Source organism: Flavobacteriales bacterium, from assembly GCA_016715895.1.
Taxonomy (GTDB): Bacteria; Bacteroidota; Bacteroidia; order Flavobacteriales_F; family PHOS-HE28; genus PHOS-HE28.
Genome location: JADJXH010000004.1, coordinates 284,094 through 303,653, shown reverse-complemented (window position 1 = coordinate 303,653; position 19,560 = coordinate 284,094). Strand labels below are relative to the sequence as shown.

21 protein-coding genes are annotated in these 19,560 nt (G+C 67.5%); 18 read left to right on the top strand and 3 right to left on the bottom strand.

The features are described from left to right. The first annotated feature begins 54 nt into the window (after positions 1–54). The 9 genes from IPM49_09950 (at position 55) to IPM49_09910 (ending at position 6,999) form a co-directional block, all read left to right on the top strand. A complete protein-coding gene (locus tag IPM49_09950; GenBank protein ID MBK9274848.1) occupies positions 55–723 on the top strand; it encodes a ThiF family adenylyltransferase in 669 nt (222 codons plus the stop codon). Beyond that, positions 690–1,445 carry a sulfite exporter TauE/SafE family protein gene (locus IPM49_09945; GenBank protein MBK9274847.1) on the top strand — a complete coding sequence of 252 codons (756 nt, stop codon included), beginning with the start codon at positions 690–692 and terminating at the stop codon, positions 1,443–1,445. The genes IPM49_09950 and IPM49_09945 overlap by 34 nt, the downstream gene beginning before the upstream one ends. Then, the gene (locus IPM49_09940) at positions 1,442–2,617 is read left to right on the top strand and encodes a molybdopterin molybdotransferase MoeA (protein ID MBK9274846.1); all 1,176 of its coding nucleotides are present in this window, start codon (positions 1,442–1,444) and stop codon (positions 2,615–2,617) included. The genes IPM49_09945 and IPM49_09940 overlap by 4 nt, the downstream gene beginning before the upstream one ends. Then, on the top strand, positions 2,614–3,180 hold the full coding sequence (locus IPM49_09935; GenBank protein ID MBK9274845.1) for a molybdenum cofactor guanylyltransferase: 567 nt from the start codon (positions 2,614–2,616) through the stop codon (positions 3,178–3,180). Before IPM49_09940 ends, IPM49_09935 begins: the two co-directional genes overlap by 4 nt. 4 nt (positions 3,181–3,184) lie before the next feature. Next, the gene (locus IPM49_09930; protein ID MBK9274844.1) at positions 3,185–3,409 is read left to right on the top strand and encodes a MoaD/ThiS family protein; all 225 of its coding nucleotides are present in this window, start codon (positions 3,185–3,187) and stop codon (positions 3,407–3,409) included. 25 nt (positions 3,410–3,434) lie between these two features. Next, a complete protein-coding gene (locus IPM49_09925; protein MBK9274843.1) occupies positions 3,435–3,920 on the top strand; it encodes a molybdenum cofactor biosynthesis protein MoaE in 486 nt (161 codons plus the stop codon). An 81-nt stretch (positions 3,921–4,001) separates the two neighbouring features. Beyond that, the gene (locus IPM49_09920; protein MBK9274842.1) at positions 4,002–4,919 is read left to right on the top strand and encodes a bifunctional molybdenum cofactor biosynthesis protein MoaC/MoaB; all 918 of its coding nucleotides are present in this window, start codon (positions 4,002–4,004) and stop codon (positions 4,917–4,919) included. A gap of 90 nt (positions 4,920–5,009) precedes the next feature. After that, positions 5,010–5,918 carry an NAD-dependent epimerase/dehydratase family protein gene (locus IPM49_09915; GenBank protein MBK9274841.1) on the top strand — a complete coding sequence of 303 codons (909 nt, stop codon included), beginning with the start codon at positions 5,010–5,012 and terminating at the stop codon, positions 5,916–5,918. Between the two features lie 58 nt (positions 5,919–5,976). Beyond that, the gene (locus IPM49_09910) at positions 5,977–6,999 is read left to right on the top strand and encodes a nucleoid-associated protein (protein MBK9274840.1); all 1,023 of its coding nucleotides are present in this window, start codon (positions 5,977–5,979) and stop codon (positions 6,997–6,999) included. Positions 7,000–7,039: 40 nt separating this feature from the next. On the opposite strand, the gene moaA is transcribed toward IPM49_09910, so the two are convergent. Then, positions 7,040–8,026, bottom strand: coding sequence for a GTP 3',8-cyclase MoaA (gene moaA / locus IPM49_09905; GenBank protein ID MBK9274839.1), 987 nt, complete (start codon positions 8,024–8,026; stop codon positions 7,040–7,042). Positions 8,027–8,098: 72 nt separating this feature from the next. Here moaA and IPM49_09900 point away from each other — a divergent pair, with 72 nt between their 5' ends. The 9 genes from IPM49_09900 (at position 8,099) to IPM49_09860 (ending at position 18,534) form a co-directional block, all read left to right on the top strand. Beyond that, entirely contained in the window at positions 8,099–11,203 is a 3,105-nt protein-coding gene (locus tag IPM49_09900; GenBank protein ID MBK9274838.1) for a hypothetical protein, read from the top strand. Continuing rightward, a complete protein-coding gene (locus IPM49_09895; protein ID MBK9274837.1) occupies positions 11,200–11,835 on the top strand; it encodes a response regulator transcription factor in 636 nt (211 codons plus the stop codon). Before IPM49_09900 ends, IPM49_09895 begins: the two co-directional genes overlap by 4 nt. Further along, positions 11,832–13,670, top strand: a complete 1,839-nt coding sequence (locus tag IPM49_09890) for a hypothetical protein (protein MBK9274836.1) — start codon at positions 11,832–11,834, stop codon at positions 13,668–13,670. Before IPM49_09895 ends, IPM49_09890 begins: the two co-directional genes overlap by 4 nt. A gap of 31 nt (positions 13,671–13,701) precedes the next feature. Then, on the top strand, positions 13,702–14,346 hold the full coding sequence (locus IPM49_09885; GenBank protein ID MBK9274835.1) for a response regulator transcription factor: 645 nt from the start codon (positions 13,702–13,704) through the stop codon (positions 14,344–14,346). Positions 14,347–14,414: 68 nt separating this feature from the next. Further along, positions 14,415–16,064 carry a hypothetical protein gene (locus IPM49_09880; GenBank protein MBK9274834.1) on the top strand — a complete coding sequence of 550 codons (1,650 nt, stop codon included), beginning with the start codon at positions 14,415–14,417 and terminating at the stop codon, positions 16,062–16,064. Between the two features lie 76 nt (positions 16,065–16,140). Continuing rightward, on the top strand, positions 16,141–16,716 hold the full coding sequence (locus tag IPM49_09875; GenBank protein ID MBK9274833.1) for a DNA-3-methyladenine glycosylase I: 576 nt from the start codon (positions 16,141–16,143) through the stop codon (positions 16,714–16,716). A gap of 14 nt (positions 16,717–16,730) precedes the next feature. Next, positions 16,731–17,555, top strand: coding sequence for a formate dehydrogenase accessory sulfurtransferase FdhD (fdhD, locus tag IPM49_09870; GenBank protein ID MBK9274832.1), 825 nt, complete (start codon positions 16,731–16,733; stop codon positions 17,553–17,555). Further along, positions 17,552–18,139 carry a GrpB family protein gene (locus tag IPM49_09865; protein ID MBK9274831.1) on the top strand — a complete coding sequence of 196 codons (588 nt, stop codon included), beginning with the start codon at positions 17,552–17,554 and terminating at the stop codon, positions 18,137–18,139. Before fdhD ends, IPM49_09865 begins: the two co-directional genes overlap by 4 nt. After that, entirely contained in the window at positions 18,136–18,534 is a 399-nt protein-coding gene (locus IPM49_09860; GenBank protein ID MBK9274830.1) for a hypothetical protein, read from the top strand. Before IPM49_09865 ends, IPM49_09860 begins: the two co-directional genes overlap by 4 nt. Here the strand turns inward: IPM49_09860 and IPM49_09855 are convergent. Together IPM49_09855 and IPM49_09850 are read right to left on the bottom strand one after the other, a co-directional pair. Continuing rightward, positions 18,531–18,911 (bottom strand): hypothetical protein, encoded by a 381-nt coding sequence (locus tag IPM49_09855; GenBank protein ID MBK9274829.1) that lies wholly within the window; start codon positions 18,909–18,911, stop codon positions 18,531–18,533. The two genes, IPM49_09860 and IPM49_09855, sit on opposite strands and share 4 nt — an antisense overlap. Positions 18,912–19,057: 146 nt before the next feature. Beyond that, positions 19,058–19,453, bottom strand: a complete 396-nt coding sequence (locus IPM49_09850) for a hypothetical protein (protein ID MBK9274828.1) — start codon at positions 19,451–19,453, stop codon at positions 19,058–19,060. Positions 19,454–19,560: the final 107 nt, after the last annotated feature.

Below are 19,560 nucleotides of genomic sequence, written 5' to 3'. Positions count from 1 at the left end.
GCGCGCCGGAGGCTCCTTCGTTTGATGCCTGTTCCGTCGGCTTACTTTGGCGGCATGCGCTCCACGGCTCCACCGCTCCGGTCCACTGTGCTGGTGATCGGCATCGGCGGGTTGGGCCATGCGCTGTTGGAACGCTGTGCCCGGCTGCCGGTCCGGCGACTCACCTTGGTCGACGGCGACCGGGTGGAGCCGCACAACCTGGAGCGCCAGCCGCTCTTCGCGCCGGTGGACCTGGGACGGCCCAAGGTGGCCGTGGCCGCCGCATGGCTGCGCCAGGCCATGCCGGGCACCCTCATCGACGTGGTGGACGCCTTCGCTGACGCGGACTCGCTGCCGAACCTGGTCGAGCAGCACAGCATCGTGGTGGACTGCACGGACGATGTGCATGCGCGGACCCTGATCGATCGGGTATGCATGGAACATCGGATCCCCCTCGTCAGCGGAGCCGTGCATGGGAGCGAGGGCCAGGTGCTGGTGCTGCATGCGCCGGACGGTCAAGGCGATCCGTCGCTTACGCGTGTGCAGGTGTTCGCCGGACGGCCGGGTCCGGGGCAGGACGAGTGCGACATGCGCCAGGTGCCGTTGGAGGTTCTGGAGGCCGTGGGCGCATGCATGCAGCAACGGGTGGGCGACCTCATGGCCGGTCGACCTGTGGAGAACGGTGCCCTGGACCTGTACGCGGGGAGCCGATGGACCCGGTTCGCGCCACCGCAGCCGACCTGACCGCCATGCCCGCTGCCCTTGGCATCGCCATCATCGCCCTGCTGTACGCCTCCGTGGGCCACGGTGGGGCCAGCGGTTACCTGGCGCTGATGGCCCTGATGGGGCAGGCCCCGGCGGACATGCGCCCCGCCGCGCTGTGGCTCAATCTGCTGGTGAGCGCCGTGGCCACGGTCCAATACGCGCGTGCCGGCCACTTCACATGGCGCCTCTTCCTGCCCTTCGCGCTCCTGTCCGTACCGATGGCCTACCTCGGAGCGCGGATCACCCTGGAGGCGGAGACCTACGAGCGCCTTCTGGCGTTCTGCCTGCTGCTGGCGGCCTTGCGCCTCCTGGGCGTGTTCGGAGCGCCGGCCACTGCGCTGCGCCGCGTTCATCCGCTGGGTGCGCCCGTCCTCGGTGCGGCCATCGGTCTGGTCTCCGGCCTCGTCGGGATCGGCGGCGGCGTGCTGCTGAGCCCGGCCATTCTGTTGCTGCGTTGGGGCGATGCCCATCGCACCGCCGCGGTCAGTGCACCCTTCATCCTGGTGAACAGCGCCGCAGGGCTCGTCGGGCTTCACGCCGTCGGCCCGCCGGCCGGCCTGCACATCGGTTGGCTTTTCGCCGCGCTGGCCGGTGCGCTGATCGGCAGTACACTGGGTGCCCGCGTGCTGCCCGACCTCCGGCTGCGGCAGGTGCTGGGCGCCGTTCTTCTGCTCGCCTCCACCAAGCTGCTGATGGCATGATCGACGTACAGGAGGCCCGGGCCACGCTGATGCGGCATGTCCGCGCACTTCCCGCGGAGGTCGCACCCCTGTCCGGTGCCGTGGGTCGCTTCCTGTGCGCGGATGTCGTGGCCACCGATGCCTTTCCGCGGTTCGACATGAGCGCGGTGGACGGCTACGCCGTGGGCTCCGGCCCGGGCCCTTGGAGACGCATCGGCACCGTAGCCGCGGGGGACACGCTGGACCGGCCCATCGGTGCGGACGAGTGCGCGCGCATCTTCACGGGCGCCTGCGTGCCCGAAGGCGCGGTGGCCGTCCTGATGCAGGAGCGTTGCGATGAGACCGCCGGGCAGGTCCGCACCTTGGTCGGACCTCCCACGCCCGGCGCCAACATCCGTCGCCGTGCCGAGGGCTATCGCGAGGGCGACCTGCTGCTGCATCGCGGCGACCGCCTGGACCCCGCCGCCATCGGTCTGCTGGCCTCGTCGGGGATCCGTTCGGTGACCGTGGCTCGACGACCACGGGTGGCCGTGGTCCGCACCGGGGGTGAGTTCATCACGCTCGATGGCGCCGCCGAAGGGCGGATCCACAGCAGCAATGAGGTGATGCTCCAGGCGGCGCTTCAGGAGGTGGGCGCGCCCATGGCCTCGCCCCCCATCGCCGTGCAGGATGATCGTGACGGTTTGTGCGAAGCGCTCCGAACGGCTTGTGCCGGAGCTGACCTGGTGCTCACCACCGGCGGAGCCTCCGTAGGGGAGCACGACCTGCTGCGGCCCGTGCTGGAGCACTTGGGCGCCACGCTCCACTTCCACGGTGTTCGCCAGAAACCGGGCAAGCCGATGCTCTTCGCCACGTTGGACGGAACGCCCGTGATCGGGCTGCCGGGCAACCCCCGCGCGGTGCTGGTGCTCTTCGAGGTGTATGTGCGCGGCTTCCTCCGCGCGCTGCAGGGTGCCCGCCATCCCGGTCCTGCGGAAGAGCTGCTGCCCCTGGCTGGATCCGTGGAGCGCAAGGGCGAACGCGACGAGTTCCGCGCGGCGCGCGTGCGCGACGGCCGGGTGGAGCTGCTGCCGGATGAAGGCTCCCATCTGCTCGGCGGCCTGGTGGGCGGCGCCGTCCTGTGTCACCTGGAGGCCGCGCGGACCCGCCTCAACAGCGGCGACCGCGTGCGCGTGATCCGTCCCCTGCCATGAACGATCGGACCTGGACCGGTGTGGTGCTGGCCGGCGGCCGCAGCCGCCGCATGGGCACGGACAAGGCCCTGATCGAACTGGACGGGTCGACGCTGCTGGACCGTGCGGTGGAGCTGCTGCGCCCGCATGCGCGGGAGCTGCTCATCATCGGTGATGTCGACCGGCATGGTCATCCGCATGCCCGCACCATCGGCGACCGCCGCCCCGGTCTGGGCCCGCTGGGCGGTCTGATCACGGCGCTTGAACGCAGCCGCTATGGCCGCATCATCGCCCTGGCCTGCGACATGCCTGCGGTGAACGACCGCCTGATCCTTCGCTTGAAGGCCCATTGCGACGCATCCGTGGATGCGGCGGTGCCCGTGCACGATCGCGGCATCGAGCCGCTCGCGGCGGCGTACCACCTCAGGTGCCTGTCGCCGTTCGAGCAGGCGGCCGACGCCGGCGACCTGAAGCTCACCGATGCGCTGGAGCGGGTCCGGTGGGCTTCCGTGGACGTGACCCCGGGGCGTGGGGGCTGGCCGCCCGATCTTTTCCGCAACATCAATACGCCGGCCGATCTTTGAGCCCATGGAGGTGCTGCTCTTCGGACTGATCGCGGAACGCGCGGGTACGCACAGGATCGAGCTGTCCGCCAGCAGCACGAGCGAACTGAAGGACCGGCTGGCGGAGCGCATCGAAGGCCTGGCCGCGTTGAGCTACGCGATCGCCGTGGACCGGAGGATCCAGCACGGCGACATGCCCCTCACAGGCACCGAGGAGATCGCCGTGCTGCCCCCGTTCGCCGGAGGTTGATCCGCAGATGGCACAGATGACACCGATGGATCCCGAGGCGACAAGATCCGCGCATAAGAAGCGGGACATCTTCGTGGAGGGGCCGATCGAACCGGCCTTCATCGCCACGAGCATCGCCAGGCATGCCACCCGCACGGACATCGGTGCCCACGAGATCTTCCTGGGCCAGGTGCGCGCGGACCACGTTGCAGGGGCGGATGGTCATCCGCCTGCGGCAACGGTGGTCGCCATCGAGTACACCGCATACAGGGACATGGCCCTGGAGCGCATGACGGACATCCGCGAGGTGGCCTTCGCCCGATGGCCGGACATCACCTGTCTGCATGTGCACCACAGCCTGGGCACCATCAAGGCCGGCGAGCTGTGCTTCATGGTCTTCGCCAGCGCACCGCATCGTGCTGCCGCGCGCGAGGCCGTGGCCTGGGTGGTGGACCGCATCAAGGCCGAGCTGCCCATCTTCGGGAAGGAGATCGTGGAGGGTGGTGGGCATATTTGGAAATCCAATGGATAGGGTGAATGGTCATTGGCGATTAGCGAATGGTGCCGATCCTGGTTCCATTCTCCAATGACCATTCGCTATTCGCCTGCATTCATGATCGACATCACCCACAAGCCCACCACCCTGCGCGAGGCCACGGCGACCGCGCTGGTGACCGTTTCCAATTCTGCGACGATCGCCGCAGTTATCGGGAAGCAGGTGCCCAAGGGCGATGTGCTGGAGAGCGCCCGCGTGGCGGCCTTGTTCGGCGTAAAGAAGACCCACGAGCTGATCCCCGATTGCCATCCGCTGCCCATCGAGCATGCGGCGTGCACGTTCGAGGTGGGGGCGATGGAGATCGTCGTCACCATGCGGGTGCGCACCATCTACCGCACCGGGGTGGAGGTGGAGGCCATGCACGGTGCCAGCGTGGCGGCCCTCACCATCTACGACATGCTCAAGCCCATCGACAAGGGCGTGGTGATCGCGGGCATCCGGCTGCTGGAGAAGAAGGGCGGCAAGAGCGACTGGAAGGACCGCTTCGACACGCCCGTGAAGGCGGCCGTGCTGGTGATCAGCGATGGGGTGGCCGGTGGGAAGAAGGAGGACAAGGCGGGCGCGGCGATCGTGGAACGCTTGGCGCAGCTGGGTGTTGAGGTGCCCGTGCAGGCCGTGTGCGCTGACGAGCCTGAGCAGATCGCCAACAGGGTGAACGCATGGTCAACCGAGGGCCTGGACCTCATCCTCACCACAGGCGGCACGGGCCTCTCGCCCCGCGACCGCACGCCCGAGGCCATCGCACCCCTGATGGACCGGGAGGTACCCGGTATCATGGAGGCCGCGCGCAGCTATGGCCAGGAGCGCATGCCCTGGGCGATGATGAGCCGGGGCATCGCCGGCATGATCGGAAGAACGCTGGTGATCACCCTGCCGGGATCCACGCGTGGGGCGCAGGAGACGATGGATGCGCTTTTTCCGTTCGTGCTTCATGTGGTGAAGGTGCAGGAACATGCGTTCAGGCATGGGATGTGATCAGGGTGTGATCCATCCACTGTCAATTACAGGAACGGTTGGGCGATGCGCCTGGGGCGATCCTAGCTTGTGAGCCTCAAACGCACGGCCATGCAGACCATCCTCGGCGCCAACGGCGTCATCGGCAACGAACTTTCCATGCTCCTACCCCAGTACACGGACAAGGTCCGTCAGGTGAGCCGCCACCCGAAGCAGGTGAACGCCACCGATGAGCTGTTCTCCGCCGATCTGCTGGATGCCAATGCCTTGAGCGAGGCCGTGAAGGGCAGCGACGTCGCCTACCTGGTGGCCGGGCTTAAGTACGATGCCAACGTGTGGGCCGACCAATGGCCGCGGGTCATGCGCAACACCATCGATGCCTGCAAGCGCCACGTCGCAAAGCTGGTCTTCTTCGATAACGTTTACGCCTACGGCCGGGTGGACGGCGTGATGGCCGAGGACACGCCCTACAACCCCTGCAGCCGGAAAGGGGAAGTGCGGGCCCGCATCGCCACCACCTTGATGGACGAGGTGAAGCGTGGCGAGCTGCAGGCCATGATCATCCGGGCGGCCGACTTCTACGGACCGAACGCGACCCTGAGCCTCACCCACGCCACGGTGTTCGAGCGGCTGCGGGCGGGCAAGACCCCGCAGTGGGTGGGCAATGCCAAGGCCGTGCACACCTTCACCTACACGCCGGATGCTGGTAGGAGCGTGGCGCTGCTGGGCAATACGCCTTCCGCCTACGGACAGGTGTGGCATGCGCTCACCAGCAAAGAGGACATGACCGGCGAGCAGTTCGTGCGCATGGCCTGTGAGCTGGCCGGCAAGCCCTACGCGATCCAGGTGGCACCGGGTTGGATGCTCTCGCTGATGGGCCTGGTCATGCCCGTGCTGCGCGAGAACAAGGAGATGATGTACCAGTTCGAGCACGACTACCGCTTCGACAGCAGCAAGTTGGAGCGGGCGCTGAACGTGCGCCCCACGGACTATCGCACGGGCGTCAAGGCCACGCTGTAAGAGCCCTCCCCAATACCTTCGCCGCCTCGCCTTCGCCAACAGGCCAGGCGCGCAACGCATGATCAACGGCAAGGAGGCGATGGTGGAGGAATTGGTGCTGCACCGGGTGGGCACGGATGGATCGCCCAGCGTGCTCTCCGACGTGAGCGCCGTGCTGCAGGGGCCCGAGGAGCAGGAGTTCCTGCGCCGCCTCTTCCTGAAGCCCTTCGCCTCGGTGGCCGTCACCCACACCTTCGGCGACGGAGCACAGGGTGCTGGCAATGCCCTTCAGGCCCTGTGCGCCAAGGCGGCGAAGGCGAAGGACCTGGTCGGGGTGTCCCGGGCCATCGCCAAGCTCCTCATCGACACCGCCGCGGAGCATGAGGTGCGCGGCGGTGACCTCTTCGTCGTCCGCTTCCACGCCGTGGAGCTGGCCGGGGCGGTGCATGATGCGCTGGGCATCCTCAAGTTCGACGACAAGGAGGTCTTCCTGGAGAGCAAGGTCAGTGGGGGCCACATCGGCATGCGCCTCAAACGCGGGCTGGGGGGGCGCAGGCCGGACCAGGCCCTGCTGGTGCTCTTCACCCCGGGTGAGCACACCGTGCTGGTGATCGATGACGATCCGCGCAGCGGGTTCTGGCAGCAGGCCTTCGCCGGGCTCCGTGCCAAACAGGACCACGTGAACAGCACCAATAACCTGCTGGAGATGACGCGCTCGTTCATCACCGAGCAACTGCCGCAGGACTACGAGATCCCCAAGGCCGACCAGATCGACCTGCTGAACCGCTCCGTCCAGTACTTCAAGGACAACACCGAGTTCGACCGGAGCTCCTTCGCCCGTGAGGTGTTCCAAAGCGAGGAGGTGATCGGCTCCTTCGAGCGCTTCGGCGACCGCTTCCAGGAGGAGCGCGCCGTGGACCTGGAGGACCGCTTCGCCATCAGCGCCGACGCCGTGAAGAAGCAGGCCCGTGTGTTCAAGAGCGTGCTGAAACTGGACAAGAACTTCCACATCTACATCCACGGCGACCGCAACAAGATCGAGCGGGGGGTGGATGACCAGGGCCGGAAGTTCTACAAGATCTACTACGAGCAGGAACTCTAGGGCATGTGCACATGTGCTCATGAGCACATGTGCACATGAACTATCCCCCGATCGCCACCATCGGCCGTTCGCTCAGGTCGTGCAGGACCTCCTCCTGCTTCTCGGGCCTGAAGGGCGGCAGGCCGCCGAGCATGGCGTGCTTGGCCAGCACATTCGCCTCGATCAAGGGCGCGATGTCCTCTCCACGGCGCAGGGCGGAGAGCAGGTCGGTCTCCTCGCGGGCAAAGAGGCAGTTGCGCATCCTGCCCTCCGCGGTCACCCGCAGCCGGTCACACGTGCCGCAGAAGGGCTCCGTCACCGTGCTGATCACCGCGAAGGTGCCGGGCCAGCCCGGTACCCGGTAGGCCTTGGCCGTGCTGTGCGGGTCGTCGTTCAGTTTCTCGAAGGCATGCGCACTGCCAATGCGGCCCAGCATCTCGGCGTAGGTGTACACGCGATCGCGGCCCCATTGATTGCCCGCAAAGGGCATGAACTCGATGAAACGGACGTGCAGGTCGTGGTCGCGGGTGAGCTCCACGAAGCGCAGGAGCTCGTCGTCGTTCACCCCGCGCATCACCACCATGTTCACTTTTACCCGGAGGCCCTTCCGCAGGGCGAGCAGGATGTTGGCATGCACCGTGTCGAAACCATCGCGTCGCGCGATCTTCCGGAAGCGATCCGCATCGAAGGTGTCCAGGCTGACGTTCACCCCCTTCAGACCGGCATCCATCAACCCATCCAGGTGCTTGTGCAGACTGAGCGCGTTGGTGGTGAGTCCCAGCTTCACCGGCAGCTGCGAAAGGTCGCGCACGATGTCCACCACATCGGGTCGCACCAGTGGTTCGCCTCCGGTGAGCCGGATCTTGGCGATCCCATAGCGCTCCACGAAGAGCCGTGCGATGGTGAGGATCTCCGCGCGGGTCATCAACTCCTCGCGCTTCAGGAAATGTTGATCCTCCGGCATGCAGTAGGTGCAGCGCAGGTCGCACTTGTCCACGATGCTGATGCGCAGGCTGCGGTGCGTGCGGCCGTGCCGGTCGGTCAACATGCCCGAAAAATAGACCCGCGCCCGGGTGTCCCGCTTGCCGAGCTTTGCCCTGTGCGCTTCCGCCCGGCCCGCATGCGTCCCATCCTGCTGATCGCCACCTTGCTGAGGGTCCTCGCCATGGACGCCCAGCTGCTGTTCGACCGTATCGGTGTGGAGCAGGGCCTGCCGTCCGACGAGGTGCACGCCGTCTTCGAGGACCGTGATGGGTTCGTCTGGGTGGGCACCACCGATGGCCTCGCCCGGCTGGAGGGGACCCGTGTGCGGACGTTCCATCATGACCCGGTCGACAGCAGCAGCCTGGCGCATGATCAGGTCAACTGCATCGACCAGGCGCCTGATGGCACCCTCTGGTTCGCCACCATGAGCGGGCTGTCCCGGTTCGTGCCCCGCTCCGGCACCTTCGTCAACGTGCGGGTCACGGCCTCGGGCAACGACGCCCTGCAGGCCAACCGCATGCGCCAGGTGGTGGCCGTGGGCGACACCCTGCTCTGGGTGGTCACCGAGGCGGGGCTTTTCCGTGGCGACCCGCGGAACGGGCGGCTCCACAGCGTGCAGGACCGTCCACCCGGGGAGGGACCAGCCGGCCGCATGCGATCGAACTCCTCGCTCTTCTGGGATGCACCGAGGGCCACCATCTGGGCCGCCACGGCCCGGGGCATCGCGTCGTGGGACGCGGCCACCGATCGGTGGACGGACCACCGCAACAGCACGATGCTGCCATGGTCGGACCTCTCGGCCACCGGGGCGCCGGTCGTGCATGACCAGGCCTTGTGGTACATGCGGCATGGCCCCTACACGCTGTTCCGGTACGACCTGCGGACCGGCGACCTTACCGCATTGCCCGATGTCGAGGAACAGCCCAATCGGTTCGAGCTGCGCTGCCAGACCTTCGATGCCGAGGGCCGCCATTGGATCGCCACCTGGACGCACCGCCTGTTCGTACGCGCGCCGAACGGGCCCTGGTCGGAGGTGCGACCGGATGGGATCGGATCGCCATCCACCCGTGCGGGGTGCCTGCGGACGATGCGCTCCGGTGTGTTCCTGCTCGGGACCGCAGGGGGCCTGGCCGTGCTGCGGCCGGGGGCGCAGGCGCATACCGTCCTTCCCTTCGATGCGTCGCCCTTCGCGGTCTCGGTCATCCGTGCCTGGGGAGAGGATACGCTGCTGGTGGGCACCGAGGGTGGTGGTGTGCACCTCGTCGATCACCGGACCGGCGCATCCACCGCACTCCGGGTCGAGGTGCCTGGAGCGCCCGATGATGTCCGCTACTCCGCCAACCTGGTGCATGCCTTCGGTGCCACGGTCGATGGGCGCGTGCTGGTCTGCACGGGCCGTGGCCTGGCCGAGCTGGATGTACACGCCGCCACCCTTCGTCCCGCCGACGGCATCACCGCGCTGGTGCCCAACGGTGCGGTCAGCGCCTTCACCTTCGCAGAGCGCACCGATGATGCGCTGTGGCTCGGCACCTGGCAGCGCGGGCTGTGGCGCGTGGACCCGCGTACGGGTGAAGCGCAGCGCGTGGACACCGCGGACGGTCCATGGGGGCGGCTGCCGAACCTCATGCTGCTCAGCTGGCTCTCCACGGCCGACGGTGGCCATTGGGCCGGGCTGAACAACGGCGGAGGACTGGCCCGGTTCCATGCGGGCCGCTGGTCGGCCGTGATGAACGCGGCGGGCGCCCATGTGGGCGGCGTGGTGCGCTGCATGGCCCAGGGTCCGGATGGCCTGCTGTGGCTGGGCACCCATGAGCATGGGCTGGTTGTGCATGACCCGGCCGGCGTATCCGAGCGGTACATCGGGCGGCGCGACGGACTGCCCGGCACGCGCATCCTGGCGCTGTGCGCCACGCGGGACGGTACCATCTGGGCCGCCACGCCACAGGGGCTGGCGCGTCGACCACCGGGCGCGGCCACCTTCGCCGCGATGCTGCTGCCCTCGGCACTGGACGGGCAGGCGTTCTCCCGGGCCCTGGTGGAGCTTCCCGACGGCCGCATCGCCATCGGGGTCGGTCCGCGGATCCTGCTGCACGATCCCCTGCGCGAACGACACGGGCTGCCGCCGGTCCCGGTGTTCACCGCCCACCGCGTGGGTGATGCGACCGTGCTCGGTGCGCCGGCGGACCTGGTCCTTGAACCCGACCGGAAGGCCCTGATGCTCGAACTGGGCGGCCTCGGCGTGATGCCCGGTGAGGTCCCGCTCTTCCGCTACCGCGTCCTTCCCGCCGATACCGCCTGGAAGGAGATCGGTGCCGCCAAGCGGATCGATCTGTTCGATCTGGACCCCGGATCGCATCAGCTCGTCGTGCAGATGAGCCTTGACGGCGTGCATTGGGCGCCGGAGGAGGCCGCAGTGGCCGTGCAGGTGTTGCCCCCTTTTCACGCCACCTGGTGGTTCCGGGCGCTCGCCCTGTTGGCGATCGGTGCGGCCGCCTTCGCCGGGTTCAAGGCCTACCTCCATGCGCGGCTGCGGCGGCAGCGCGAGGCGTTCGAGCGGGAGCAGGCCGTACTGGCCGAGCGCATGCGGATCGCCGGGGACATGCACGATGACCTGGGGGCCGGGCTCAGCGCGCTGAAGCTGCGCAGCGAAATGGCCCTTCGCGTGGAACAGGACCCCGCCAAACGCGCGCACCTCGGCTCCCTGGCCCGGACCGCCGGGGAGCTCATCGGCAGCATGCGCCAGATCATCTGGGCCATGAACGCCGACCAGGCCGAGCTGGCCGACCTGGTGGCCTACACCACCAACCACGCCCGCCGCTATTGCGATGAGCATGGCATCCGTCTGCGGGTGGACGTGGAGGAGCGGATGCCGCTGCGGACCTTGAGCGCGGAGCAGCGGCGCAACATCTTCCTCGTCGTGAAGGAGGCCCTGCACAACGTGGTGAAGCATGCCGCCGCCCGTCAGGTGCGCCTGGTGATGGCCTGGCGTGAGGGGGCGCTGGACGTCCGCATCGCGGATGATGGGCCGGGGCCTCCCGCCCACGCCGAGGCCACCGAGGGCAACGGCCTGCGCAACATGGGCCGGCGGATCGCGGCCCTGGGCGGAACGCTCACCCTGGAGCGCTCCACGGATCCCGACCACCCCGGGGCCTGCCTCCGCTTCCGTGTGCCGATGGAAGCCCCCCCTAACCTTCGTTCTATAGGACGTCCGACCCGGCCGGAGGACCTTCGCAGCGCATGAGCACCGATCCCATCCGTGTGAGCATCGTGGAGGATGACCCCATCATCCGGGAGACGCTCCGCACCCTGTTCGGGGACGAGCCGGGGCTTGAGCTCTTCACCGCCCACAGCAGCGCGGAGGACGCCCTGCTGCGACTGGGCACCAACTGCCCGCAGGTGGCCATCATGGACATCAACCTTCCGGGGTTGAGCGGGATCGACTGTGTGCGCGAGCTGAGCCGGCGGTGCGTCGGCACGCAGTTCCTGATGTACACCGTGCACGACGACGACAACCGGGTGTTCGAGGCGTTGAAGGCCGGCGCGAACGGCTACATCCTGAAGAGCGCCACCCCCGACGAGATCATCGAGGCGGTGAGGGAGCTGCACGGTGGAGGCAGCCCCATGAGCGCCCATGTCGCACGACGGGTGGTGGCGCATCTGAGGCCGCGGTCGACGGCCCCGGTGGACGGGGCGCGGCTCACCGAACGGGAGCAACAGATCCTCTCGCTGCTGGCCGAAGGCCTGTTGTACAAGGAGATCGGTGAGCGGTTGGGCATCACCGTGGGCACCATCAAGCAGCACATCCACCGCATGTACGAGAAGCTGCACGTGCAGAACCGCACCGAGGCGGTGAACCGCTACTTCGGTCGATGACGGCGTTCGTCAGGGCCTGCATGTGCGTGGCCGTGCTGATCGGCATGGTCCCACCGCTTGGTGCGCAGCAGCGCGTGGGCCGCACCATGCGCCAGCTCCCGCCCTTTCCCGATGCCGACCTCCACCGCAGGATGGAGGGCATCCTGCTGCAGATGGACGCCTTCCACGCGGACTCGGCGCTGCGCTTGATCAACGAGGCCCTGGTTCGCACGCAGGCCGATGAGGAGGCGCGCTGTTACCTGCTCAGCTATCGCGCCGAGGTGCTTTACTACGAAGGCCTCTTCAACGAGGCCATGCGGGACCTTGATGCGTGCGGAGCGCTGGCCGACCGGCTCGGCGACAGCACGCTGATGGCGAACGTCCTCAACATGAAGGGCCTGCTGCACGAGAACATCCAGGACAACCGGCTCGCCCTGCCCTACCTCAGGGCGGCCCTGCGGCTGTTCCCGCAGCGGCCCGAAGCGCGTTATCCCGTCACCGAGCTGCACCACATCCATGGCAACCTCGGCACCTACCTCACCACCCTGGGCGCGCATGGCAGTGCCGAATGGCATCTGCGCCGTTCGCTGGCCCTGGCCGAGGAGGCCGGGGTGGGCCGTGCCGCCGCCGTGGCCTGGTGGGGCCTTGGCAACCTGGCCGTGCAGCGGCATCGCGCCGACAGCGCCCTGCACCGGTATGACCGCTCCTTCGCGATCGCCGCCGAACACGCCGATCACGACATCGGCGTGGATGCGCTGGTGGGGCGCGCACGGGCGCTGGCCGTCGCCGCGAGGCGGGAGGATGCGCTCCGTGCATTGGAACGCGCCCGCGCCTACCTGTTGGAGAACCGCTCCGGCATCGGGCTGGTGACCCAGCGCAACTTCGCTCGTGTGGCCAGCGCCACGCTGAGGCAGCTGGGGGATGTCCAGGGGGCCCTGGCCGATCTGGCGGACTGGCACCGCATCGACAGCACCATCACCGCCCGCAACATCCGGTCGGGCCTGGCCGCACAGGACGAGCTGCTCCGCGCGGACAACGACCTGGAGGTGGAGCGTCTGGAGCGCCAGCGCATCGCCGCCGAGCTGGATCGCGCGCGCGTCGTCCGCCTCTTCATCCTGGCCATCGGCGGGCTGCTCCTGGGGGTGATCGTGGTCATCTTCCTGCTCGTCTCCGGCAGGCAGAAGACGCGTCGTCGTCTTGCGGAGAGCGAATTGATGCGTGAACGGCAGAACCGGACCATCGCCGAGCTGCGGGTGCGCGAACAGGTGGGCCGCGATCTGCACGACGACCTTGGTGTGGGCCTCAGCGGGTTGAAGCTGCGCAGCGAGATGGCCCTGATGCCCGGGAGCCGAATCGACCGGGAGGCGCTCCTCCGCGAACAGGCCCGCCGCGCCGAGGAGCTCATGGCCAGCATGCGCCACATCATCTGGGCCCTGCAGGACGACCAGGGCGAGCTCGCCGACCTCGTGGCCTACATCAACAACCACGCGCGCACCTACCTCGCGGAGCACGGCATCCCGCTCGACGTGAAGGCCGACGGTCCCTGGCCGTCCCTGACCGTGGGCACCACCGAGCGACGCAATTGTTTCCTGGTCGTGAAGGAGGCGCTGCACAACATCGTGAAGCATGCGGATGCCACCCGGGTGACCCTGGTGCTGCGGTGGTCAGAGGGCCTGATCATCGAGGTGATCGATGACGGCCGCGGGCTGTCGGGGTTGAACGGCTCCAGTGGCAATGGCCTGCCCAACATGCGCAAGCGCATGGCCGGCATCGGAGGCGGCGTGGAGCTCGTTCCCGTCGGGCGGGGCACGCATCTGCGCTTCACCGTGCCCCTCGGGCAACGAAAGTTAGCTTGATGGGATGGCCGCCACCGGCCACCTTCGCCCCATGGCAGCCCGCCCGCCCATCGCCCTGCGGATCGTGGAGGACGACCCCGTGATCCGGGAGGTCCTCAGCGCCGTGTTCATCGCCACCGAAGGCATCCGGCTTCGCGGTGTCCACGGTTCGGCCGAGGAGATCCTGGCCACGGCCGACGTGCAGGAAGCGCCCGATGTGGTCATCATGGACATCAACCTGCCCGGGGCCTCCGGCATCGAGTGCATCATCGGGCTGCGCCATCGATGGCCCGATGCGCAGTTCATGATGTACACCGTGAACGACACCGATGAGCTCGTCTTCGAGGCCCTTCGTGCCGGCGCCAACGGCTACCTCCTCAAGAACGCATCCCCCGAGCGCATCGCCGCGTCCGTGTTCGACATCCATCAGGGCGGCGCCCCGATGAGCATGACCGTGGCGCGCCGTGTGATCCGTCACTTCCGTCCCGCACCGGCCGGCGGACTGCAGGTCGCCGCCGGCCTTTCCGATCGCGACATGGCCGTGCTCGAGCTCCTGGCCGAAGGTTCCCTCTACAAGGAGATCGCCGACCGGTTCGGCGTCAGTGAGGGCACGGTGAAGCAGAGCATCCACCGCATCTACAAGAAGATGCATGTGGGCAACCGCACCGAGGCGGTGAACCGCTACTACGGGCGCTGATCGTCAACGAAGGTTCTATTGTGCCCGTCTGGCCCGCCCTGGAGCTTTGAGGCTCCAACGATCCCGCCATGCGTGCCCTTCAGCTTTTCCTCGTCCTCGCCGCGGCCCTTCCACTGGCCGCGCAGAACATCGGGATCAACGTGGACGGTTCGGTGCCCCACCCGAGCGCGTTGCTGGACATCGACGGCAGCGCCATCGCCGGCACCAAGCGCGGCCTGCTGATCCCTCGGGTCACCGCGGCCGAGATGAACGCCATCCCCGCCCCGGCCACCAGTCTGTTGGTGTTCAACAGCACGGCCGGCGGTTTCTTCTACTTCGATGGCACGGTGTGGACCCCGCTGAGCATGGGTCCCGGCTGGCGGCTTGCGGGGAACTCAGGCACCGACCCGGCCACCCAGTTCATCGGCACCACGGACGCACAGAGCTTGAACTTCAGGGTGAACAACCTTCCCTCCGGCTACATCAAGGCCGCGCCAGTGTTGAGCGTGGCGTACGGGACCCTGGCCGGCGCAACGAACGGCGGTACAAGAGGCGTGAGCATCGGTGCGGAGGCCGGGCGGTTCACCACCGTGGCGGGCACGGACAACACCTACGTCGGTGCCGAGGCCGGACGGATGAACGCGAACGGGTCCTTCAACACCTTCATCGGCGCGAACGCCGGTGTGGCCGCGCCGTTCTCGCAGGCCAATACCGCGATCGGCCGAAGTGCCGGGTCCTGGTTGAACGGCGCCGGGCTCGGCAACACGTTCGTGGGGACCGATGCAGGGATCGACCTCACCACCGGATCACGGAACACCGGCCTCGGCTTCATGACCAGATTCGGCTCCGGTTCGCTGACCGATGCCACGGCGGTCGGTGCCCGGGCCCAGGTGAGCCAGAGCCACGCCATCGTGCTCGGAGCCATCGCCGGCCAGAATGGCGCCACGGTGACCGCCAGCGTGGGGATCGGCACGCAAACACCCTTGGAGCGATTCCATGTGGTCGGCCGCGCGCTCTTCCACGGTGGCTTCAGTGCGGACAACGCGGCGCTGCTGTATCGCAACAACACGGACTACATGTTCCTCGGTCCTCAGTCAGGCAGCAGTGCGAACGGTGCCGCCATCGCGCTCTTCGGCAGTGCCAATGCCTCGGCGGGCAATGCCAACGGCCTGGACGTGAACGTGCCGGGCGGAAAGGTCCGCTTCAATCAGACCAATGCCCAGTTCGAGTTCCGCGCGAACAGCAGCAGCGGGTATACCGCCACCATGGAGCTCAACGATGTGGGGTTGCAGATCGGGCACAACTCCGTAAGCCGCAACATCCAGTTCGTGAACGGCGGCGGAGAACGCATGCGGATCGACGCCACCGGGCGTGTGGGTATCCGCACCACGGCACCCGCCACCACCCTGCATGTGAACGGCGCGGTGACGGCCACGCCTGCCGTGGTGACCGCCACGTTCACAGGATTCCCGATCGATCCCACCGATCGGACCTATTTCCAGATCGGATCCACGGGAACTCCCGGGTTTCGCCAGGTCGCACTGGGTGCCGGTTCGGCAGCCGGCCAGCTCCTCATCATCGAATGCACCGCCACTGGCGGCAATGGTATCCTGATCTCCGACTCACCGACCCAAGCTGTCGGTGGGGGGTTCTTCGGAAGAAGCCTGACCCAGGACGATTCGATGACCCTGGTCTGGAACGGCGTCAAGTGGGTGGAGATCGCCTTCAGCGACAACTGACCTCGGTCCAGAGGTATGAGCTTCCGGGCACTGGGGAAGCCGCCCGTCATGATCCGCTTTCCGATTACTTCGTGGCATGGCGACGAAGGTCCTGGTCCGCTGCCCCTGGCCGGGCACCGACGAACGGATGATCGCGTACCACGATACCGTGTGGGGCGTGCCCGAGCACGACGATGTGAAGCTCTACGCCAAGCTCGTGCTCGATGGTGCTCAGGCCGGGCTGAGCTGGAAGACCATCCTGCACCGCAGCGAGGGCTACCGCAAGGCCTTCGACGATTGGGACGTGGAGCGCATCGCGCGCTACGGCCCCAAGGACATCGCGCGCCTGCTCGCCGATGAAGGCATCATCCGCAACCGGGCCAAGGTGGAGAGCGCCATCAAGAACGCCCAGGCGTGGCTCCGGATCCTGGAGAACGGCACCGGCTCCTTTGATGACCTTCTCTGGAAACACGTGGACCACCGCACCGTGGTGAACCATTGGACGGAGAGCCGGCAGGTGCCCGTGAGCACAGCGGTGAGCGATGCCTTGAGCAAGGAACTCAAAAAGGCGGGCTTCAGCTTCGTGGGCACCACCATCGTCTACGCGTACATGCAGGCCATCGGCATGGTGGATGACCACTTGGTGGGCTGTTTCCGCAAGGCGATGGGCTAGCGGTACCTTGCACCATGCGAACGCCGGTCGCTCCTGTGATGGTCCAGCGCGTGGACGCGGGCATGGTCGCGAGCATGGACGACATCCTGGTGACCGAGGAGCCGCTCGAGATCCGGCTGGGCCATGGTCCCCTGGAGGCCCGAAGGGAGATGCGCCTCAGCGTCACCATGCGCACACCGGGGCATGACGAGGAACTGACCCTCGGCTTCCTGTTCACCGAAGGCCTCGTCGACGGACCCGCCCGGGTGCTGCGCGTGGAGCCATGCGCCAACGTGAAGGAGGAGGAGCGCGGCAACGTGGTGCGCGCGGAGCTTCATCCCTCCGTGGACCTCGACCCGGCCCGCTGGCAGCGCAACGTCTACACCACCAGCAGCTGCGGGGTGTGCGGCAAGAGCAGCATCGAGGCCGTGCACGCCCAATGCGCGCGGTCCATCACACCGTGGGGGCCGGTGGATGCGGCCGCCCTCATCGGGCTGCCCGATCGCATGCGCGCGGCCCAGACCGTGTTCAGGCACACCGGCGGCATCCACGCGGCCGCGCTCTTCGATCGCGGAGGTGAGCTGGTGCTGCTGCGCGAGGACGTGGGCCGTCACAACGCCGTGGACAAGGTGATCGGGGCCGCGTTGCGGGCGAGCCTGCCCCTCGGCCGGTGTCAGTTGCTGGTGAGCGGGCGCGCCGGATTCGAGCTGGTGCAGAAGTGCGTGGTGGCCGGCATACCGCTGATGGCCGCCGTGGGCGCACCCTCCTCCCTGGCCGTTCAACTGGCGCGGGACGCCGGGCTCACGCTCGCGGGCTTCCTGAGGGGCGACCGCTTCAACCTCTACGCGGGCGGCGAATGACGGACACGACCAACATCAGCGCACAGCGGATCGCCGAACTGTCCTGCGAGCCCATCGCCATCGTGCCCTATTCGGAGGAATGGCCGGTCCGCTATGCCGCCGAGGAGGCCCGGCTCCGCGCCATGCTGCCGCCCGACCTCTGCACCCGCATCGCCCACATCGGGAGCACGGCCGTTCCCGGCCTCAGCGCCAAGCCCGTCGTCGACATCCAGGTGGAGGTCAACGACCTCCAACGGGTCCGTTCAGAGGTGGTGCCCCTTTTGGAGGCCCTGGGCTACGAGTTCGTCTGGAGACCCACGATGGGTGAGAAGGCCCCCTACTATGCGTGGTTCATCGGGCGGCATCCCGACGGTCGACGGGCCTTCCACGTGCACATGGTCGAGCCGGACGAGGCGACGGTGGACCGGCTGTTGTTCCGCGACTTCCTCCGTGCGCATCCCGACGTGGCCCGGCAGTACGAGGCGCTGAAGCATGAACTGGCCTCCGCCCACCCCGTCGACCGCGCGGCCTATACCCGGTCCAAAACACCCTTCATCGACGGGGTGCTCCGTCGCGCCCGTGCCGCTCATCTTCCGCCGCTATGAGAACCATCCTGCTTCTCCTCCTCCCGGTCCTCTCCGGTGCCGTCCAGGCCCAGCGCACCTTCGACGTCACCATCGCGGACAGCACCTACCACATGAAGCAATACTGGTTCGTGCTGTACACCCGGGGCGATGGACCCGCCCTGGACAGCCTTACCGCCGCCACGCTTCAGCGGGAGCACCTGGCCCACCAGGGTGACCAGGCGAAGCGCGGCCTCATCGTCATGGCCGGCCCCTTCGACACCAACGGGGAGGGGTGGCGCGGTCTGCTGCTCTACGACTGCGACACGCGCGAAGAGGTGGAGGGGTATTTGAAGCAGGACCCCTTCGTGAAGGTGGGCCGGTTGAAGTACAGCATCGCTCCGTGGTGGGGAGCCATCGGCACGCGCCTTCCCTAGCCGGAGATCACCAGCCAGGCACGGCTTCGCAGACCGTCCGCGCTGCGCCAGAAGTAGCACAGCCGCGACCGGCGGTTGGCCAGCAGGTCCTGCACCTCCGGGTGGTCGCGGTCGGGGTAGTGGAGGTGGATCCGTCCCGTGGCCTCATCGAACGTGGCCGGTGGCACCACCGAACCGGCGGGGACGAACGTGACCTGCAGGCTGCGCGCTTTGCCCGCACGGGGGAATGCGCTCCCGGAGAAGGTCAGCCCTGTGGGCCGCTCCTGTACCAATCGTCCCACGCGAAGGATGTGCAGGGTGCCCGTTCGGCTCAGGTGTGCGCCGGTGTCGCGCAACGTGCCTGCGATGGGGCGGGCAATGGTCGGGGCGCTGCTCATACCGGTGAATTGGCCCTCGAAGATCGCCCGGTTGCGCATACGGAGCGGCCTGTAGCAGCTAACTTCAGATGTACATAACACAGGGTTAACATCAGGGCGGGCCCTGGGCCGTGGACCTTCGACGTGGCTGGGAGCAGCGGCGCGGTTCAGGGGACGAGGCCACGCACCTTCGCCATCCACCACGGCGCAAGGGTCGTCACGATCGGCACCAGCACCCAGATGCGTCCCTTCGCGATGTTGTAGTCCACCAGCAGTTCGGACCAAGGCTTCTTGAAGAGAAAGTGCCCCGCACCGAACTCGAAGCCGAGCGTCATCACCAGCCAGAACACGCCGATGCCCCAGGCCTGCTTCGCATCCGAAGGGCCGATCCAACCGATGCCCAGCCAGGTGGCGCCCAGGATCAACGCACAAAGCATCAGCGTGCTGATGGCCAGCCCGGCGGTGAGGCCGGTGAACGGGATGATGAACTTGAGGCGCACCGTGCCGTTGCCAATGGCAAGCACCATCAGTACGAACCAGAAGAGGAGGGCTTTCCACCACATGGCTGGAGGTTTTGCGAAAGTTCGCTACCGATGAAATAGGTTGTGAGATCCGATGACCCGCCCTTTGTGGTTCACGAAGTCCAACGCTTGCGCACGAGCCAAGCCTG

Bases quoted from the DNA above. Each gene is read 5' to 3' on its own strand.
- IPM49_09950 (MBK9274848.1), top strand. From the start codon at position 55: ATGCGCTCCACGGCTCCACCGCTCCGGTCCACTGTGCTGGTGATCGGC.
- IPM49_09945 (MBK9274847.1), top strand. From the start codon at position 690: ATGGACCCGGTTCGCGCCACCGCAGCCGACCTGACCGCCATGCCCGCT.
- IPM49_09940 (MBK9274846.1), top strand. From the start codon at position 1,442: ATGATCGACGTACAGGAGGCCCGGGCCACGCTGATGCGGCATGTCCGC.
- IPM49_09935 (MBK9274845.1), top strand. From the start codon at position 2,614: ATGAACGATCGGACCTGGACCGGTGTGGTGCTGGCCGGCGGCCGCAGC.
- IPM49_09930 (MBK9274844.1), top strand. From the start codon at position 3,185: ATGGAGGTGCTGCTCTTCGGACTGATCGCGGAACGCGCGGGTACGCAC.
- IPM49_09925 (MBK9274843.1), top strand. From the start codon at position 3,435: ATGGATCCCGAGGCGACAAGATCCGCGCATAAGAAGCGGGACATCTTC.
- IPM49_09920 (MBK9274842.1), top strand. From the start codon at position 4,002: ATGATCGACATCACCCACAAGCCCACCACCCTGCGCGAGGCCACGGCG.
- IPM49_09915 (MBK9274841.1), top strand. From the start codon at position 5,010: ATGCAGACCATCCTCGGCGCCAACGGCGTCATCGGCAACGAACTTTCC.
- IPM49_09910 (MBK9274840.1), top strand. From the start codon at position 5,977: ATGATCAACGGCAAGGAGGCGATGGTGGAGGAATTGGTGCTGCACCGG.
- moaA (MBK9274839.1), bottom strand. From the start codon at position 8,026: ATGTTGACCGACCGGCACGGCCGCACGCACCGCAGCCTGCGCATCAGC.
- IPM49_09900 (MBK9274838.1), top strand. From the start codon at position 8,099: ATGCGTCCCATCCTGCTGATCGCCACCTTGCTGAGGGTCCTCGCCATG.
- IPM49_09895 (MBK9274837.1), top strand. From the start codon at position 11,200: ATGAGCACCGATCCCATCCGTGTGAGCATCGTGGAGGATGACCCCATC.
- IPM49_09890 (MBK9274836.1), top strand. From the start codon at position 11,832: ATGACGGCGTTCGTCAGGGCCTGCATGTGCGTGGCCGTGCTGATCGGC.
- IPM49_09885 (MBK9274835.1), top strand. From the start codon at position 13,702: ATGGCAGCCCGCCCGCCCATCGCCCTGCGGATCGTGGAGGACGACCCC.
- IPM49_09880 (MBK9274834.1), top strand. From the start codon at position 14,415: ATGCGTGCCCTTCAGCTTTTCCTCGTCCTCGCCGCGGCCCTTCCACTG.
- IPM49_09875 (MBK9274833.1), top strand. From the start codon at position 16,141: ATGGCGACGAAGGTCCTGGTCCGCTGCCCCTGGCCGGGCACCGACGAA.
- fdhD (MBK9274832.1), top strand. From the start codon at position 16,731: ATGCGAACGCCGGTCGCTCCTGTGATGGTCCAGCGCGTGGACGCGGGC.
- IPM49_09865 (MBK9274831.1), top strand. From the start codon at position 17,552: ATGACGGACACGACCAACATCAGCGCACAGCGGATCGCCGAACTGTCC.
- IPM49_09860 (MBK9274830.1), top strand. From the start codon at position 18,136: ATGAGAACCATCCTGCTTCTCCTCCTCCCGGTCCTCTCCGGTGCCGTC.
- IPM49_09855 (MBK9274829.1), bottom strand. From the start codon at position 18,911: ATGAGCAGCGCCCCGACCATTGCCCGCCCCATCGCAGGCACGTTGCGC.
- IPM49_09850 (MBK9274828.1), bottom strand. From the start codon at position 19,453: ATGTGGTGGAAAGCCCTCCTCTTCTGGTTCGTACTGATGGTGCTTGCC.